Raw genomic sequence first — 17,095 nt, 5'->3', positions numbered from 1 at the left:
TTTAAAATATGAATAAAAAAATAGCTGTATCATTTCTTTCTATCGGTTTGTTTGTGCCAACTATTGCAAAAGCCCATTGTCCGCTGTGTACAGCGGGCGCGGGCGCGCTTGCTGTCGGTGCTGCATATTTGGGTGTGTCTACTATTATTGTCGGTATGTTTATAGGAGCTTTTGCTTTGGCACTTAGTTTGTGGATAGAGAGAATAGTAAAAAAACAATATATAAAATATCAAAAACAGATAATTATTACTCTTGTTTTTTTGTCTACAATTATTCCAATTATGCCGTTAATTACAGAATATCAATCTTTCAATTTATATTTATTTGGTGAATACGGATCTCTTTTGAACCGTACTTATATGTACAATAAATTTATTGTTGGTGTTATTGTTGGAACTTTGATTATGTACGCATCTCCGTATTTGAGTATGTATATAAAAGAAAAGCGTAATGGAAAGTTAATTCCTTATCAAGGCATTATTATTACATTTAGTCTTTTGGTTTTGTTCTCTTTAATTGTGCAATTGACACTATGAATTCACTAATTGTTGCAATAGTCTTAATTACAGTTTTATTTTTATTAATTTTGATTATAAAACAAATAATAAAACTTAAGGTCTGTGCTATTTGTGCAAGTATTTCTATTGCTTGGATTGTATTACTTTTTCTTTTTTGGAAAGGCTTGTTTGACAATCCTTTAGTAATAGGAATTCTTATGGGGCAAAGTACGATAGGTTTTTATTATTTATTGGAAAGAAAGTTAAAAAATAAATGGCATATATTTAGACTACCTTTTTTATTGTCATCTATTGTTTTTATAGCTTTTTTTCTTGATCAAAATAAGTTTTGGGTTGACACGATTATATTTTTGTTGATTGTTTGGTTTATATTTTTGAGTTTATTTTTTATGAGAAATAGTCCAAAAATTAAAAAAACAGTTGAGCAAATTATTGCGTGTTGTAGAGATTGGTAATTAATTAAATATGTTATATGAAAAAATATGTTTTAAATAAAAATATCCATCTTTTATTTCAAAAGGTGGCAATTGTTGTGGTTGGTTTTGTGCTGATAGCAAATCAGGCACTTGCAATGCAGGTAGGCTCACAAATGATTGGTTCTCACAATATGGACGGTATGATTATGACTGGAGACTTTGCAAAAGATGTTGCTATTTTAGTGACACCAACAGAAATGCCATTTTATGGAGTAGAGCTTGGTTTGGATATGTCTAGTATAAACGCTATAAATGCATCTATAAAGAAGTTGTCTATAATGGCACCAATGCAAGGTTCTAATCCGATTGAATTGAATAAAGAGGAGATGGAAAGGTATGTAAAAATAGGGACAGAGCCGTATATTACATGTGAATTTTGTTGTGGTGTAAAAACTTTGGTGCGAAAAGATGGCTCTCCAACCTGTGGTTGTGCACATTCTATTGCAATGCGTGGCACAGCTGCGTATTTAATTAGAAATTATCCAGAAATGACGGATGCTGAAATTGCGTATGAGCTTATGCGGCAAAAGGGAATGTATTTTCCATCTCAAATGCAAGAGCGTATGGCAAATTCACTTTCTGGAGAGGTTGAAAAATTTACTTCAGACATAAAGTATTTGACAATGAATTTGAGCGAAGATGAGTTGAAAAATCTAAAAGAAAAAGCAAAAAATTCTGGATTTAAGCCAGACATAAAATCACCTGGAATGGTTGGTGGTTGTTAATTAATTTCTAAATAATAAAATATGTTTTCACAAAAAACTCTAACTATAATGTTGGTTTTAGCAATTGCGGTATCATCTTATCAGACATTTATGCTTGTAGATATGAGCAAGAATATAAATGAGGCTGAGATTGGAATTGGTTCTTCGCCTACTTCTGTTAGTTTTACAGATGATGGCTCATCGCCAGAAATGGTTGGTGGTTGTTAAGATAATTAATTAGAAAAAATATGACAGATATAAATAAAAAAAAGATTGTGGATTGTTGTAGTGAAAAAAAATATAAAAATATAAAAATTCTATCAAAATTGAAAAAGAATTTAACACGAAACCTTATTATATTTTTTGCGATTGTGGTTGTTGTAAATATTATTGCAATGGCACTATTTACCTTTTCTGTAAACAGTAAATTGGGCGAAGCGGTTGATATTGCAAAACCGCAAGAAGGAACCTTGACACTTATTAAGCCTTTGGATTGTGAGAGTTGTGGGGATATGTTAGAAGAAAAAACAGTTTTACTCGCGCAAAATATTGAAATTTTAGATGACAAAGTTATTTTTGCAAATGATGACACAGCAAAAGAATTGATAAAAAAATTAAATATAAGTAAACTTCCCGCATTAATATTTCAGTCTGAAGAAAATATAAAAAGTAAGTTATCAAGAGCGTTTAAAAATAATTTACGACTATTCGAAGAAAAAACATTGGTATGGGAAAAAACAAAACTTCCTTTCTTTGATAATACTTCAAACAAGACGGTTGGTTTAGTAAATACAATATATATAGTTGACAAGACTTGTGATGTGTGTTTTGATGTCGTTCAGACACAAAAACCTATTTTGCAAAGATTTGGAATTGTATTTGCTAGTGAAAAACTTGTTGATATTTCAGATTTGGAGGGGCAGGAATTGATAGATAGATATAATATAAAGTCTGTTCCAACAATAATAATGTCAAAAGAGGCTGGAGATTACAATTCTTTGCGTAATGTTTGGTCTAAAGTTGGAAGTGTAGAAGATGACGGTGTGTTTATATTTAGAGATTTGGATGTTATTGGTGTTAATTATAAAGATTTAGATACAAACACAGTAATATTAAGTGATAAAAAGTAGTTTAGATTTTGCACAATACCCGCATAAAACTTGAAAAATGTTATAATAAGTGGGTATTGTGTAAAATATTTAGTAATTTAGAAGTATATGGATAAAAAAGAAATTAAACAGTATGGAATAGAAGGGATGCACTGCGCGTCTTGTGCGATAACAATAGAAAAAAACTTATCAAAATTAAAAGGTGTAAAACGTGCGAATGTAAATTATGCTACACAAAAAGCGACAATAGAGGGTGATTTGGATGCAAGTGAAGTAGAGAGGGTAATAAAGAAAAGTGGATATAAGATGGTTGGGGTGGTATCAAAAAAGAAAGGTGAAGAAGGTTTAAATATTAATAACCACAACCATTCAAAAATTGATACCAAAAAAGAAATAAAAAAAGAGCGCAACTTATTTTTACTAAGTGCATTTTTGGCATTGCCTGTTTTGATTTTGAGTATGTTTTTGATGAACAAATCTTTTGGAAGTTTAGTCGTTCAATCTGTGCTCGCAGGAATAATTCAATTTGGAATAGGTTACAGATTTTATAGAGGAATGTATTATGCAACGCGCAACAAAACTGCAAATATGGATACTTTGGTTGCAGTTGGGACGAGTGCAGCATATTTTTATAGTTTAGCATCTACTTATATTTTGGGTGGAGAGGTGTTTTTTGAGACTTCAGCTTTGCTTATAACTTTTATAGTTTTGGGAAAATGGCTAGAAGCTAGGGTAAAAGGAAAAGCAGGAGACGCTATAAAAAAATTGATTGGTTTGCAGGCAAAAACTGCGAGGATTTTGAAAAATGGAAAAGAAGTAGAGGTTAAAATAGAAAGTGTAAAAGTAGGGGATACTATAGTAATTCGTCCCGGTGAAAAAATTCCTGTTGATGGTGTTGTTTTGAACGGACGATCTGCAGTAGATGAGTCTATGATTTCTGGAGAAAGTATTCCAGTGGACAAAAAGAAGGGAAGTGATGTAATTGGTGCAACAATAAACAAAAATGGAAGTTTTACATTTAAAGCAGAAAAAGTTGGGGCAGACACAGTTTTGTCGCATATTATAAAAGTGGTAGAAGAGGCACAAGGTTCAAAAGCTCCAATTCAAAAATATGCCGACAAAATCTCTAGCTATTTTGTTCCAACGGTTGTTGTGATTGCGATTGTGACATTTGTGGTTTGGTTTTTTGTAGTCGGCTCTACTTTCGTTTCAGCACTTCTTGCGTTTACCGCCGTGCTTGTTATAGCTTGTCCATGCGCGCTTGGTTTGGCGACGCCTACTGCAATTATAGTGGGAACTGGCAAAGGTGCTGAAAATGGAATTTTGATAAAAACAGGTGAAGCCTTGGAAATTGCGGGAAAAGTAAAAACTGTTGTTTTTGATAAAACTGGAACTTTGACCAAAGGAAAACCTGTTGTGACCAATTTGGTTATTGCGAAAAAAGAAATAAAGAAAACCGAATTGTTGAGCTTGTCTGCATCTTTGGAAAAAAATTCTGAGCATTCTTTGGCAGATGCTATATTGAAAAAAGCAGCAGAAGATAAAATTAAATTGAGTGAGGTGAGTAAATTTAGAGCTGTGCCAGGAAGTGGAATTTGTGGAGTAATAGATAAAAAAGAAGTTTATGTGGGGACTGAAAAATTTATGCAAAAAAATGGTATAAAGTTTGAATCTCATCTGAAAAATAAAAAAAGCAAGTTGGAAGGCGAGGGAAAAACAGTAATGATAGTGGGAGTAGAAAAAGAAGTAATTGGTTTGGTGGCGGTGGCAGATACAGTGAAGAAAACATCTAAAAAGGCTTTGAAACTTCTACATAAAATGGGTATAAAAAGTGTAATAATGACGGGAGATAACAAGAAAACAGCTGAAGCAATAGCAAAAAAAGTTGGGATAGACAAAGTTTTGGCAGAAATAATGCCCGAAGAAAAAGCAGGAGAAATAAAGAAAATTCAAGAAAAAGGCGAGCTTGTTGCAATGGTTGGAGATGGGATAAATGACGCGCCGGCTTTGGCTCAAGCAGATCTTGGAATTGCTATGAGTAGCGGTACAGATGTGGCAATAGAATCTGGAGATATCGTGTTGGTGAAAAATGATATTTTGGATGCTGTGAAGGCAATTCGTCTGAGTAGGATGACTATGAGTAAAATAAGACAAAATATGTTTTGGGCATTGTTTTATAATAGTGTGGGAATTCCAATTGCCGCACTAGGACTTTTGAAAGCAGAATATGCTGGGCTTGCGATGGCCATGAGTAGTATTTCTGTTGTTTTGAATTCTTTACTTTTGAAAAGGAGGAAGCTTGATTAGAAAAGTTAATGAAGTTAGAAAAGTAGAAAGTTAGAAAATATAGACGCCATCCTGAGCGACAGTAGGGGGATCTCGAGATAATTTAATAAGAACTTTAAATATTCATAGTTTTGGTGATATGGTTTCGAGATATTTCGACTCCGTTTCACTTCGCTCAATATGACGTATTTGCTTTATGTCATTCCCGACTTGATCGGGAATCCAGAGTCTTTAGTAAATGAATGTTGAGTTAAACCCTGGATTTTTAGTCAAGCTAAGGATGGCAGAAGAAGTTGAAAAGTCTATAAAGTTTTTAAAGTTGAAAGTTAGAATTAAATAAAAAAGAAAGAAAAAGTTTTAAATTATACTTTTATTACTAAAAATATATTTATTTTTCAATATTATTTTTGTAAAAAGTGTAAACAATGTAAATCGTAATCATAATTAAGAATTTAAAGAGCTTTTTCAAAGGCTCTTTTTTTAATCCTTGAAAACACTTGCTTTTTTTTGAAGAATGGTATATAATGATGGGGTGTAATTTTTACAAAAGGAATCTTTCAGGTTCCAATATTCGACGGTAGCTCAGTGGTAGAGCAGTTGGCTGTATATATAAAATGCAGCCCTTGGTGGAAACATCAAGGTGAATAACGAAGTGAATTGCTGGAAACCCAATCGATGAATTGGGAACTGTCATTAAATACGCTTTTAATAGAAATGGTATTTAATAACAGTTCCCTATATCAAGGGCAATCAGCAGCCAAGCCTTGTATAGTCCAAAGATTACAAAAAGGAATATGTACACTTTATGTGTTTTGCATAGTCTGTGTAATAAGGACTTATATTCGGAAGGTTCAGAGACTATCCCTTTACGGGAGTACTTACAGATTGTTTGCAATTTGTTGGGAAGCGCTTCGCACCCTAACGTCCGCGATTTACGCGGTTTAGGCGAGGGTGATAATATAGTCCACTTCTTCTGGGAACAGAGGGTAGAGTGTAACCAATTGGTCGTCGGTTCGAATCCGACCCGTCGAGCGAAAAAGTAACCTAATATGTGTTACTTTTTATTTACTCAATTTTGTTAATTGTGATATTATAAGATTAAAAGATTAATTAAAATAAATTATGAAAGAACGATCTCATAAAAAACTTAGAAAACAAGTAAATTACAAATCCCTGTTTGAAACTTCAAGAGATGCAATAATGCTTTTGAATAAAAAAGGTTTTTTTGATTGTAATAAGACAACATTAGATTTATTTGAAATAGACTCAGTAGAAGAGTTTGTAAAAACACATCCGTCAGATTTGTCTCCAGCAAAACAGCCAGACGGTAAAAATTCTTTTGAAAAAGCAAACAAATATATTAAAAAAGCATTTGACGAGGGAAGACAGTTTTTTGAGTGGGTGCATAAAACATCAAGTGGAAAGAATTTTCCAGCAGAGGTTTTGTTAAGTCGCTTAAAAATTAAAGGCGAGCCAGCTCTTCAGGCGACAGTGCGAGATATTTCAAAAAGAAAAAAGATAGAAAAAGAATTAGCAAAAAATAATAAATATAATAAGCTTTTGGTAGAAAATTCTCCTTTTGGAATAGCATTTCATAAAATGCTATTCAATAAACACAATAGACCTAAAGATTATATTTTTTTAGGTATTAACCCAGCTTTTGAAAAATTAACAGGACTGAAGAAAGATGAGGTATTAAATAAAAAAGTAACAGATGTGATACCTGGTATAAGAAATTCTAATTTTATAAAAATTTATGGAAAGGTTATCTCATCTGGTAAAAGTATAAAATTCGATCAATTTAGTAAAGAGCTTGGGAGGCATTATTCTATATCAGCCTATAAAGTTGGAAAAGACAAGTTTGTGACAATTTTTGAGGATATTACAAAAAAAGAAAAAGATAAAAAAAGAAAGAAAAAGGATAAAATTAAATCTAAAAAAATAGAAAAACTTATATCAGAAAGAGAGATGAAAATGGTGGATTTAAAAAAAGAACTTAAAAAGTTAAAAGGTAAAAAATCTTCTTAATATCGAAATAATTATAATAAATTAAAAGAAGAGCTTGAACACTTGCTTTTTTATAAGGAATTGTGTATAATTGTAGAATATTAAGTTTAAATAAAATTTATGAATAGTGCACTAAAATCTAGAATTAAACACTCACAGAAAAATACAACAATAGGAAAAAGATTGAAAAAGAAATTGAAACCTAGAAAAAGCGTGAAAATTAAAAAACGCAAAAATTAAAAATAGAGTAAATAAAAAACTACTGGAAATATCAGTAGTTTTTTATTTATAATAGATTTTTTACTTGACTAAAAGCTAAAAATAATGTATTATAAAAAATTCTTAAAATAACAAATTTGTAATTAAAAAAGTAGATTTGAATATAATTTTTAAAAAAATTTTATGCCTGAAAATGTAAAAAATAAATTTATAGATATTCTATTTAATAATGGAAAAATACTTTTTTTGGTATTTGTATTCTTAGTTGTATTTGGCGGAATTTCTGTTTCACAAATGCAAAAACAAGGATTTCCAGATGTGAATGTAAATATTGCTAGTGTAAATGTAGTATACCCAAACGCAAGTGAAACGCAGGTGGAAAAAGAGGTTTTGATTCCATTGGAGAATACTTTAAAAGAAATGGAGGATGTGGAGGAATATAAAACTATTGCTGGAAATTCTTTTGGTACAGCGATTGTGACATTTGATGCAAAAGCAGATGTAAATGACGCAATTGCAGATTTGAATACAAAAATGGCAGGAGTAAAATTGCCAGAAGGTGCAAAAGATCCTGTGGTGAATAAATTTTCTGTAGCAGGTCCTGGAGAGTTTTTGCTTGGAATTACAGGCTATGGAGATGAGTGGGAACTATATAGTAAAGGAAATGAATTGCAAAGTATATTGCAAAAATTAGATGGTGTAAAGGAGGTAAATGTTCAAAATGAATTGACACCTCAGGTAGTAATTTCTTTTGATAACGATAGGTTGGTTGAAAAAGGTCTTTCTCGTAAGCAAGTAGAAGATGCATTGGCCATGGCAGAATTTAAAGCTCCAGCAGGCTCTTTTAATGGAGACGATGAGTCTGTTAGTATTATATTGGAAAAGAGTATTTCGACTCTGGATGATGTGAAAAATTTTGTTGTTGGAGAGGGTATTGTTTTGGCAGATATCGCAGAAATTAGCACAACATTAAACAATAATGATTTTTATAACCGTACTGGATTTAGAGAGGAAAATAAAGAAAAATTAAGCGTGGAGCGTTCTTTGGTTTATGCTATAAAAATGGAAAGCGGGGCAGATATTTTGGATTTAGACGATAGTATCAGAATTGTTTTGGCAGAGCTAAATGAGGAGGAATTTGGAAAATATGTGATGCTTTATAATCAAGCAGACGATACTCGTCGTCAAATTGAGGAGATTACACAGAGTATTTTTGGTGGGAATATAGATGGTTGGGGAAAGCTTGGATTTTTGGGTTATATGTTTGGTGGGCTTGCATTTGTAGTGTTACTTTTGCTTTTGTTTATGAATTTGCGTGTAGCATTGCTTGCTGCAGCGTCCATTCCACTTTCATTATTTTTCTCTTTTATTTATTTAAATTCTGTTGGAATTGAGATGAATACTTTGGTTTTATTTTCAATGGTATTGACTATTGGACTTGTGATAGACCCAAGTATTGTATTTTTGGAGTCACTGCAACGCTTCAAAGATCAGGGTTTTTCAGCTCGTGAATCTGCTGCAAAGACTTGGAATACTGTAGGATCTGGTGTGTTTTTGGCAGTTTCTACAAATATCTTAGTTTTTGTACCGTTTGGTATTGTTTCTGGATTTTTTGGTGAAATTATCAAATATATTCCAGCAACTGTTATTCCGGCAATGGTTGCTTCTATGGTAATTCCAGCAATATTTTTTACATCGCTTGCGGCAAGAATATTCAAAAAACGCAGTATAGTAAATGTAGAAGGGATTGATAGTGAAATTATAGGAACATGGAAGGTTGGGCAGTGGATTGGCAAAAGTATAAAATGGCTTTTGGGTAAGACAAAACCAAGGTTTGTGCTAAGAATAGTCTTATTTTTTACAATTCTATCTCTCCCGTTTATTTCTGGTGGAGTACTTATAAAAACAGGTGCTATTGAGGTTGTGCAGTTTTCTTCATCCAAAGATGCTGTATTTCTTTTGATAGAAGGTGACATTTCAAATGAATGGTCTTTTGAAAAGGCTGTTTATGATATTGTTGTTCCGGTTCAAGATGTTTTGAAAAATACTCCAGAAATAGAGAATTTTAGTTTTTATCAACAAAATGGAAATTCATTTGTAATACTAGCGCAATTACTATCAATAAATGAAAGAGCTGATAAAGAAATGCGAACTTCGGACGAAGTTGCAGAGTTTATGAATAATTCTTTTGAAGAATTAAATCTGGATGCGGATATTAAAGCTTCTACAAATGGCGAAGGTCCTCCGCAAGATTCATTTCCAATTCGTGTAAGATTGATGGGGGATGAGACCGAATCTTTGATGATAGCAGTAGAAGATATTAAAGCATATTTGAGTGGAATAGAAGATATTGAACGCGTGGAAGATAATGTTTCAGAAGGAAGTTCTGGTGGAGCAATTACACTCGTCTTGGATGTTGAAAATAAAAATGCACAAAATCCATTTTTGATCTATTCTTCACTAAATGAGCGTTTGGCTGAAAATGAATTGGGTGATATTGAATTGAACGGTAAGAATTATGAGATTATTTCAAAGATTACACCAGAGATTGTTTCTGAACAGGATTTACTAGATATTCCAGTTCCAACAATGGAAGAAGTGATTTATGAACAAACCTTGACTAAAATGAGAGTACAAGGAATTCAAAATCCAGAGAGGTTTGTAGAAAAACCAGAAGTTGTGACTGTGGCAGATATTATTTCTGAAAAAGAAAATAAAGAATCAACTACGATTCAGCGTGTGAACGGCGATAGATATGTAGAAGTTTATGCATCTGTAAAAGATGGTGGTGATTCTGGAAAAATCCAAAATGATTTGGAAGATTATCTATCAAAAGAAAAATTGGAAGAGTTGGGGTTGAGTGAAGATGCACTTAATTATGAAGGAACTGCAGATTCTATTACACAATCCTTTACAGATTTGCTTGTTGCTTTGGCGATTGCAATATTTATGATTTATGTTTTGTTAGTTGGATTTTTCAAGTCTTATATAAAACCATTTATCATTTTGTTTGCGATTCCACTTGGATTGGTTGGAGTATTCTTTGCACTTTGGATTACAACTGGACAGCTTGGATTTTTGGAGTTGCTTGGTGTTGTCACAATGGCAGGAATTGTGGTAAATGTGACCATTTTGCTTATTGATTATGCAAACCAACTGAAGAGAACAGGGAAGAGTACAGCAGAAGCTATTTCTACTGCAGTGACTGTAAGGTTTAGACCTATTATTTTAACACAACTTACTGCACTTGGAAGTTTGGCGCCACTTGTATTCTTATCTCCATTCTGGAAAGGATTGGCAGCGTCTATTATATTTGGAATTTTGTCTTCAGCAATATTATCATTGTTTATGACTCCAATTCTATACCAATGGGTTGAGTCTGGAGCAGAAAGCTTCAAAAGAATTCGTAGAAAAATAGTTTATAGATTTAAAAGAAATAAATAAATTTAAAAATAAAAAGTCCTGAGAAGGACTTTTTATTTTTAGTATAATTTTATATTTTGTTATATAATTTAAATTATTAAAAATAAGTATATAAATTATGTCATTTTTTTGGAAGAAAGAATATAGTTTGGGGATTGATATTATAGATGAACAGCATAAAAAATTTGTAGAAATTGTAAATAGATTTAATGATACTGTGGATATCCCAAAATCCAAGGATTTAATCTCTGGGATGTTTGAGGAGGTTTTAGAACATATAAAATTTCATTTTAAAACAGAAGAAGATTATTTTGATAAGTTTCACTATAAAAATGCAAAAATTCATAAAAAATATCACGATAAGTTTATAAAAGAAATTCAAGATTTAAAAAAAGAAAATATCGAAAATAAAATAAAAGTTACACACAAATTAGTAAAACATTTGATAGATTGGCTACTCATCCACTTGGATAAAGAGGATAAGAAATATGTAAAATGTTTCAAAGAAAATGGTTTAAAATAAAATAATAAAACTGTCCTATTTTAGGACAGTTTTATATTTTTATTCAGGAGGCTCATTTAAAATTAAAGACAGCTTCCAACTTATAATTGCTACCTTATCTTTTTTTTCTAAATGCTTCGAGTTTGAAATAATTAATAGTTTTTTAATATATGCTTTCTTCCAAAAGTCATCTGTTGTTCTAAAATTCCAATTTCTAATATCTTCTAGGCTATCTAAAAAACCAGTTTCTATTATCCGTATGGTTAAAAGCGTCCATTTGTTTGGAGTTTTAAATTCTTTTGGACATTTTGTAATTAAAACTTCTTCATCAATAAAAGGTTTAAATGGTTCAGTTTTATTTTTTAGACAACTTATTTTTCTTTGATATTCTGTCTCTGTTTTTTCAAAAAAGAAGGCAGAAATAATAAAAAAAATTATTCCAATTGGGATAAAAATAAACAAAACAATATTTGATTCTATTCGTGAGGTTGATATTAAAGCTACCAAAACTAAAATTAAACCTATGTAAAAACAAAAAGTTGATAATCGGAATATTTTTTCTTTATTCATTTTCTTGAGTTCTTTATGGTTGGTTGATCCACAAAAACAGCCATCAACATAGAAACTGCCCCCATAAATGCTACTAGCTTTACAAAAAAACTACTTGAAAAAATAATTAAAACAAAAGATAAAACAAAAAGAAAAACACCAATAAAAACAAAAGTATCAGAACTTTTTCTACTATTTTTCATTTCTCCTCCTAATACAAATTGAAATGAGCTACGACTCAAAACTATCACAAAATAGCTAAAAAGTCAAGATTATAAATATAACTTTACAAAAACCCTTGACTTGTGGCTTGAAATTTTGTAAACTATTATCGTTTTGTATATAAAAAATTAAATTCAATTATGAGTTTATTTGAAAACTCAAGAGATCGTGAGTATGCAATGTTTGGACTAAAGATTGCGGGAGATTTTGGCGTAACACTTTTTGCACCAGTAATTTTGTTTGTTTGGATAGGAAAAACTTTGGACACTAGGTTTGATTTAGCACCACTGCTTACAATTTTGGGTTTTGTGGTTGCAGCTATTTTATCTGCACTCATGATTTACAGAAAAGCACATAGATACAACGCACAATATTTAGCGATAGAAGGAAAAGGGGTAAATAAAGAAGTTGAAAAAAAATAAAATATGTCAGCATCAATCCACATTCCTACATTAGCACCAGAAGTTTTATTTCAGGTTGGAAGCATAAATATCACAAACACAATGATAAATGCTTGGATTGCAATTATAATATTTTTGGTTTTGGGAATATTATTGAGAAGAAAATTGAAGCTTAGACCTGACAAATTACAAAATGCGTGTGAATATATTTTGGAATTACTTTTACCTTATTTTGATCAAGTGACTGGAGATAGAAAAAGAACAATTAGGTTTTTGCCTGTTGTTGGATCTATCTTCTTTTTTATTTTACTTTCAAACTGGCTTGGTTTAATTCCTGGAACTGGAAGTATTACAGTTGGACACAATTTTTTGTTGCGTCCTGCAAACACAGACTTAAATCTTACTGTCGCAATGGCGCTGGTTTCTGTTGTCTCATCACACATTTTTGGTTTTATGGCTATTGGAGTTTTTACACATATTGGAAAGTTTATCCAAATCAAAAATGTTTTAAAAAGTTTTACAAAAGGCCCTATAGCAATTTTCCAAGCATTTATAGAGTTTGGTGTTGGGGTTTTGGAGCTTGTTAGCGAGGTTGCAAAAATTCTATCCTTATCATTGCGTTTGTTTGGAAATGTATTTGCTGGAGAAGTTCTAATTTCAGTCATTAGCGCACTTGCCGCAGCTTTTATCCCAACTCCATTTATGTTATTGGAAGTTTTGGTTGGGTTAATTCAAGCTTCAGTATTCGCAATGTTAACTTTGGTTTATCTTACACTTGCGTCAGAGATGCCACACGGTAGCGAGGAGCATTAAATAAATAGAAGCTCCACACTAAAATAATTTGATAATTATCTTAGTGTGGCGTTTTTACGCTTTTTATTCAGCATTAGCCGCGAGGTTAAAAACCAATTTCCCCTCGAACGGCTCTAATGTAAATCTATGTATATGGATCATCAATCAATAGTGGTAATTGCAAAAGCACTTACAATTGCTATCGGTGGTATAGCTCCAGCACTAGCAATCGGTCGTTTGGTTGCAAAAGCTATGGAAGCTATTGGACGCAATCCAGAAGCGGCAGGAAAGGTATTTGTACCAATGCTTTTGGGCGCAGCTTTCGCAGAGGCGATTGCTATTTATGCACTTGTAGTTGTTTTTACTTTAGTGTAAATCAATTCATGGAGGATCTTTTTATAAAAAGGTCCTTCTTAGTTGGTTTATCTAACGATAATTTATTTAATCTTTAATTTCGTTTTATTATGTCTACAAATTTAGTAGAAAATACTGCCGAAGCATATTCAGCTACAGAACAAACTTCTCAAACAGTAGAAAATACAGCAGATCAAAGCGTCGCAGCCTCATTGGGTTTAAATACTCAATTATTTGCTTTTCAATTTTTAAACTTTGCAATTGTTTCAGTTATTTTGTGGTTTTTAATTCTAAAGCCTCTTATAAAAAAGATGGAAGAGCGAAAAAATATAATAGATGATAGTTTGGATAAGGCAAAAGAAATTGAAACTAAGCTTCAAATGAGCGAACAAGTTTACCAAGAAAAAATAGACGAAGCAAAAGTAAGTGCAAATAAAGTATTGGAAGATACATACAAAAAATCAGAAGAGATGGCTATAGAAATGAAAGATAATGCTAAAATGGAGATTGAACAATTAGTAAAACAGGCAAAAAGTAAAATAGAAGCAGAAAAGAATGCAATGATAGAGGGTGTAAAGAATAATTCTGTAGAACTTGTAATGCTAGCAGTAGAGAAAATTATAAGAGAGAAGATGGACAGTAGTAAAGACAAAGAAATAATTGAAGAAGCTTTGAAAAATTTGAAAAAGTAATATGAAAAAAGCTTTAATTAAAGATTACGCCAGAGCTTTGTATGAGGTGACACGCGGTGTAAATGAAAAAGAACTTGAGGATGTTTTGAAAAGTTTTATAGAACTTCTAGCACGAGACGGTAAAATATCAAAAATAGACAAAATAATAGAAATATACATAAAATACGAAAAAAGACAAAAAGGAATAAAAGAAATTGAAATCACTTCTGCATTCGATGTTTCAGAAAGTGTGGTAAAAGAAATAAAGGAGCATTTTGGTGGAGAGGTGGAAATAATAAAAAAACAAGACAAAGAAATTTTGGGAGGATTGAGAATAAAATTGGGAGACACAATATTTGATACAAGTATAAAAACACAATTAGCTAAAATGAAAGAAAGTTTAATCTAAGTATTATGAGCAATATAGTAGTGGAAAAATTAAAAAAACAAATCGCTTCTTTTGAACAAACTGTACAAGTTGAAGAGGTTGGGAATGTATTGACAGCAGGAGACGGAATTGCAAAGTTGAGTGGTCTTACAAATTGTCAGGCACAGGAAATGTTAGAATTTCCAGGTGGAGTGATTGGTTTGGCATTTAACTTGGAAGAAGAAACTGTTGGTGCGATTATTTTGGGAGATTATAAAGACATCAAAGAAGGTGATGTTGTAAAAAGAACAGGAAAAATTCTTTCTCTGCCTGTTTCAGACGAAATAGTAGGTCGCGTGGTAAATGCTTTGGGACAGCCAATAGATGGAAAAGGGGATATGAAGGTGGGCAAATTTATGCCTTTGGAAAGAGTTGCTCCTGGAGTAATGACCAGAACTCCTGTAAACAAACCACTTCAAACAGGTATTAAGGCAGTTGATGCACTTATTCCAATTGGAAGAGGTCAGCGTGAACTTATTATTGGCGATAGGCAGGTTGGAAAGACTGCCATTGCAATCGATACAATCATTAACCAAAAAGGTCAAAATGTAAAATGTATTTATGTCGCTGTCGGTCAAAAAGAATCAAAAATTGCTCGCATTGTGGCACAATTAGAAGAGGCTGGGGCAATGGAATATACAACAATTGTGTTGGCTGGAGCGTCAGAACCAGCACCAATGTCTTATCTTGCTCCATATTCTGGAGTTTCAATTGCAGAATATTTTTCTGAAAAAGGTGAAGATGTTTTAGTTGTATTTGACGACTTAACAAAACAAGCTTGGGCTTATCGCGAACTTTCTCTTTTGATGCGTCGTCCACCGGGTCGTGAGGCTTATCCTGGAGATGTGTTTTATCTCCATTCCCGTCTTTTGGAGCGTGCTTGCAATTTGAATGAAGAAAATGGAGGTGGTTCTATTACAGCACTTCCTATTATTGAGACTCAAGCAGGGGATGTGAGTGCATATATTCCAACAAATGTAATTTCTATCACAGATGGACAGATTTTCTTGGAGGCAGACTTGTTTTACAAAGGTGTTCGTCCAGCTTTAAATGTTGGTTTATCAGTTTCTCGTGTTGGTGGCTCAGCTCAAATAAAGCCAATGAAAAAAGTTGCTGGTAAGTTGAAGTTAGACTTGGCACAATTTCGTGAACTAGAAGCTTTCTCACAATTTGCAAGTGATTTGGATCCTGAAACAAAAAAGCAAATTGAAAGAGGAAGGAGAGTTACAGAAATGTTGAAACAATTGCAATATTCACCTTTGTCTGTGGAGCTTCAAGTCGTATCTATTTATGCTGTAAATAATGGTTATTTTGACGATGTTGAGATAGGTGAAGTTGGAGTTTTGGAAGTAAAACTTCATGAATTTATGAAAAAAATAAAATCAGATTTGTTATCTAGAATTGCAAAAGGTGAATGGAGCGAAGATGTTGAGAATGGTCTAAAAGAATCTCTTGAAGAAAGTAAAAAACAATAGTACTTAAATATGGCTGTTAATACTAAAATAATTAAAAGAAGGCTTCGTTCTATTGGAAATATTGGTAAAATTACCAAAGCAATGGAATTGGTTTCTGCAGCAAAAATGCGTAAAGCTATTGAAGCTACTTTGAATACAAGAGTTTATGCAACGCTTGCGTGGGAATTATTGGTAAATTTGTCTAAAAGTGTAAAAGGTAGTATCCCACTTTTACAAGAGCGTCCAGTAAAAAAAGTTTTAGTAGTTTTAATTACCTCAAACAGAGGACTTTGTGGAAGTTTCAATTCGAATATTATTAAAAAAACAACTAAACTTTTATCTGATGATAAAATGTTGGGAAATGGAACAGTAGAAGTAATTGGAATTGGAAAAAAAGGAGCTGATTTTGCAAAGAAAAATAACTATAATTTAATAGCTAGTTTTAGTGAATTATCAAATGTTCCAAAACTTTCAGACATTTCTCCAATTAGTAAGATGATTATAGAAAGTTTTATAGCAGAAAAATATGATAAAGTTATTTTAGCTTATACAGACTTCAAATCTAGTCTATCGCAAGTTGCTGTTTTGAGACAGCTTTTGCCAATTTCACAAAAAGATTTAGAAGAGACTATAAACGCACTTGGAGCTGATGACGGTGCGGATAAAACAGAAGCTTTTGGTAAAAATAAAAATGATTTAACCGATTATATTTTTGAACCAAACAGAGAAGAGGTTTTAAAAATTTTATTACCAAGACTTGTTGATGTTCAGATTTATCAGGCAGTGTTAGAATCATCTGCAAGTGAGCACAGCTCTAGAATGATGGCAATGAAAAGTGCAAATGAAGCAGCAGATGATATGATTAAAGAATTAAATTTAAGTTTTAACAAAGCTCGTCAGGCAAGTATTACGCAAGAAATTGCGGAAATTGCAGGTGGTGCAGTAGTATTAGAGTAAAGAACCTTTAACAAATATAACGCC

The 17,095-nt window shown here is 32.2% G+C and carries 18 protein-coding genes; 16 read left to right on the top strand and 2 right to left on the bottom strand.

Translation table 11 applies throughout. From position 1 onward, the window contains the following. Positions 1-8 precede the first annotated feature (8 nt). From L3J07_01790 to L3J07_01750, 9 genes are all read left to right on the top strand, one after another. Positions 9-536: a hypothetical protein gene (locus tag L3J07_01790; GenBank protein ID MCF6276562.1), complete on the top strand. Its 528-nt coding sequence runs from the start codon at positions 9-11 to the stop codon at positions 534-536. Next, positions 533-973: a hypothetical protein gene (locus tag L3J07_01785; protein ID MCF6276561.1), complete on the top strand. Its 441-nt coding sequence runs from the start codon at positions 533-535 to the stop codon at positions 971-973. The genes L3J07_01790 and L3J07_01785 overlap by 4 nt, the downstream gene beginning before the upstream one ends. Before the next feature lie 17 nt (positions 974-990). Beyond that, positions 991-1,719, top strand: a complete 729-nt coding sequence (locus L3J07_01780; protein MCF6276560.1) for a hypothetical protein — start codon at positions 991-993, stop codon at positions 1,717-1,719. 21 nt (positions 1,720-1,740) lie between these two features. Then, positions 1,741-1,926 carry a hypothetical protein gene (locus L3J07_01775; GenBank protein ID MCF6276559.1) on the top strand — a complete coding sequence of 62 codons (186 nt, stop codon included), beginning with the start codon at positions 1,741-1,743 and terminating at the stop codon, positions 1,924-1,926. Positions 1,927-1,946: 20 nt separating this feature from the next. Continuing rightward, a complete protein-coding gene (locus tag L3J07_01770; protein MCF6276558.1) occupies positions 1,947-2,828 on the top strand; it encodes a hypothetical protein in 882 nt (293 codons plus the stop codon). Positions 2,829-2,915: 87 nt separating this feature from the next. Next, the gene (locus tag L3J07_01765; protein MCF6276557.1) at positions 2,916-5,114 is read left to right on the top strand and encodes a heavy metal translocating P-type ATPase; all 2,199 of its coding nucleotides are present in this window, start codon (positions 2,916-2,918) and stop codon (positions 5,112-5,114) included. A 1,101-nt stretch (positions 5,115-6,215) separates the two neighbouring features. Next, entirely contained in the window at positions 6,216-7,121 is a 906-nt protein-coding gene (locus L3J07_01760) for a PAS domain S-box protein (GenBank protein ID MCF6276556.1), read from the top strand. 381 nt (positions 7,122-7,502) lie between these two features. After that, positions 7,503-10,763, top strand: coding sequence for an efflux RND transporter permease subunit (locus tag L3J07_01755; protein ID MCF6276555.1), 3,261 nt, complete (start codon positions 7,503-7,505; stop codon positions 10,761-10,763). Positions 10,764-10,860: 97 nt separating this feature from the next. After that, the gene (locus L3J07_01750; GenBank protein ID MCF6276554.1) at positions 10,861-11,265 is read left to right on the top strand and encodes a bacteriohemerythrin; all 405 of its coding nucleotides are present in this window, start codon (positions 10,861-10,863) and stop codon (positions 11,263-11,265) included. Positions 11,266-11,304: 39 nt separating this feature from the next. Here the strand turns inward: L3J07_01750 and L3J07_01745 are convergent, their stop codons facing one another. Together L3J07_01745 and L3J07_01740 are read right to left on the bottom strand one after the other, a co-directional pair. After that, entirely contained in the window at positions 11,305-11,814 is a 510-nt protein-coding gene (locus L3J07_01745) for a hypothetical protein (GenBank protein ID MCF6276553.1), read from the bottom strand. Beyond that, positions 11,811-11,996 carry a hypothetical protein gene (locus tag L3J07_01740; protein MCF6276552.1) on the bottom strand — a complete coding sequence of 62 codons (186 nt, stop codon included), beginning with the start codon at positions 11,994-11,996 and terminating at the stop codon, positions 11,811-11,813. Before L3J07_01740 ends, L3J07_01745 begins: the two co-directional genes overlap by 4 nt. Positions 11,997-12,155: 159 nt before the next feature. Here L3J07_01740 and L3J07_01735 point away from each other — a divergent pair, with 159 nt between their 5' ends. The 7 genes from L3J07_01735 (at position 12,156) to atpG (ending at position 17,071) form a co-directional block, all read left to right on the top strand. Further along, positions 12,156-12,437, top strand: a complete 282-nt coding sequence (locus tag L3J07_01735) for an AtpZ/AtpI family protein (protein MCF6276551.1) — start codon at positions 12,156-12,158, stop codon at positions 12,435-12,437. 3 nt (positions 12,438-12,440) lie between these two features. Further along, a complete protein-coding gene (atpB, locus tag L3J07_01730; GenBank protein ID MCF6276550.1) occupies positions 12,441-13,229 on the top strand; it encodes a F0F1 ATP synthase subunit A in 789 nt (262 codons plus the stop codon). A gap of 132 nt (positions 13,230-13,361) precedes the next feature. Beyond that, a complete protein-coding gene (locus tag L3J07_01725) occupies positions 13,362-13,583 on the top strand; it encodes an ATP synthase F0 subunit C (GenBank protein ID MCF6276549.1) in 222 nt (73 codons plus the stop codon). An 89-nt stretch (positions 13,584-13,672) separates the two neighbouring features. Beyond that, on the top strand, positions 13,673-14,254 hold the full coding sequence (gene atpF / locus L3J07_01720; GenBank protein MCF6276548.1) for a F0F1 ATP synthase subunit B: 582 nt from the start codon (positions 13,673-13,675) through the stop codon (positions 14,252-14,254). A gap of 1 nt (position 14,255) precedes the next feature. Further along, a complete protein-coding gene (gene atpH, locus L3J07_01715; protein MCF6276547.1) occupies positions 14,256-14,642 on the top strand; it encodes an ATP synthase F1 subunit delta in 387 nt (128 codons plus the stop codon). Positions 14,643-14,647: 5 nt separating this feature from the next. Further along, a complete protein-coding gene (atpA, locus tag L3J07_01710; GenBank protein ID MCF6276546.1) occupies positions 14,648-16,135 on the top strand; it encodes a F0F1 ATP synthase subunit alpha in 1,488 nt (495 codons plus the stop codon). Positions 16,136-16,144: 9 nt separating this feature from the next. Then, positions 16,145-17,071: an ATP synthase F1 subunit gamma gene (atpG, locus tag L3J07_01705; protein MCF6276545.1), complete on the top strand. Its 927-nt coding sequence runs from the start codon at positions 16,145-16,147 to the stop codon at positions 17,069-17,071. The last annotated feature ends 24 nt before the right edge of the window (positions 17,072-17,095 follow it).

This window comes from Candidatus Magasanikbacteria bacterium, from assembly GCA_021648085.1.
In the GTDB taxonomy this organism is placed as follows: domain Bacteria; phylum Patescibacteriota; class Patescibacteriia; order Magasanikbacterales; family UBA922; genus JAKITS01.
The sequence above is the reverse complement of the archived record's forward strand: the minus strand, read 5'-3'. Positions and strand labels throughout refer to the sequence as shown.

Bases quoted from the DNA above. Each gene is read 5' to 3' on its own strand.
- L3J07_01740 (MCF6276552.1), bottom strand. From the start codon at position 11,996: ATGAAAAATAGTAGAAAAAGTTCTGATACTTTTGTTTTTATTGGTGTT.
- L3J07_01790 (MCF6276562.1), top strand. From the start codon at position 9: ATGAATAAAAAAATAGCTGTATCATTTCTTTCTATCGGTTTGTTTGTG.
- L3J07_01750 (MCF6276554.1), top strand. From the start codon at position 10,861: ATGTCATTTTTTTGGAAGAAAGAATATAGTTTGGGGATTGATATTATA.
- atpF (MCF6276548.1), top strand. From the start codon at position 13,673: ATGTCTACAAATTTAGTAGAAAATACTGCCGAAGCATATTCAGCTACA.
- L3J07_01770 (MCF6276558.1), top strand. From the start codon at position 1,947: ATGACAGATATAAATAAAAAAAAGATTGTGGATTGTTGTAGTGAAAAA.
- L3J07_01760 (MCF6276556.1), top strand. From the start codon at position 6,216: ATGAAAGAACGATCTCATAAAAAACTTAGAAAACAAGTAAATTACAAA.
- L3J07_01735 (MCF6276551.1), top strand. From the start codon at position 12,156: ATGAGTTTATTTGAAAACTCAAGAGATCGTGAGTATGCAATGTTTGGA.
- atpG (MCF6276545.1), top strand. From the start codon at position 16,145: ATGGCTGTTAATACTAAAATAATTAAAAGAAGGCTTCGTTCTATTGGA.
- atpB (MCF6276550.1), top strand. From the start codon at position 12,441: ATGTCAGCATCAATCCACATTCCTACATTAGCACCAGAAGTTTTATTT.
- L3J07_01775 (MCF6276559.1), top strand. From the start codon at position 1,741: ATGTTTTCACAAAAAACTCTAACTATAATGTTGGTTTTAGCAATTGCG.
- atpH (MCF6276547.1), top strand. From the start codon at position 14,256: ATGAAAAAAGCTTTAATTAAAGATTACGCCAGAGCTTTGTATGAGGTG.
- L3J07_01755 (MCF6276555.1), top strand. From the start codon at position 7,503: ATGCCTGAAAATGTAAAAAATAAATTTATAGATATTCTATTTAATAAT.
- L3J07_01785 (MCF6276561.1), top strand. From the start codon at position 533: ATGAATTCACTAATTGTTGCAATAGTCTTAATTACAGTTTTATTTTTA.
- atpA (MCF6276546.1), top strand. From the start codon at position 14,648: ATGAGCAATATAGTAGTGGAAAAATTAAAAAAACAAATCGCTTCTTTT.
- L3J07_01745 (MCF6276553.1), bottom strand. From the start codon at position 11,814: ATGAATAAAGAAAAAATATTCCGATTATCAACTTTTTGTTTTTACATA.
- L3J07_01725 (MCF6276549.1), top strand. From the start codon at position 13,362: ATGGATCATCAATCAATAGTGGTAATTGCAAAAGCACTTACAATTGCT.
- L3J07_01780 (MCF6276560.1), top strand. From the start codon at position 991: ATGAAAAAATATGTTTTAAATAAAAATATCCATCTTTTATTTCAAAAG.
- L3J07_01765 (MCF6276557.1), top strand. From the start codon at position 2,916: ATGGATAAAAAAGAAATTAAACAGTATGGAATAGAAGGGATGCACTGC.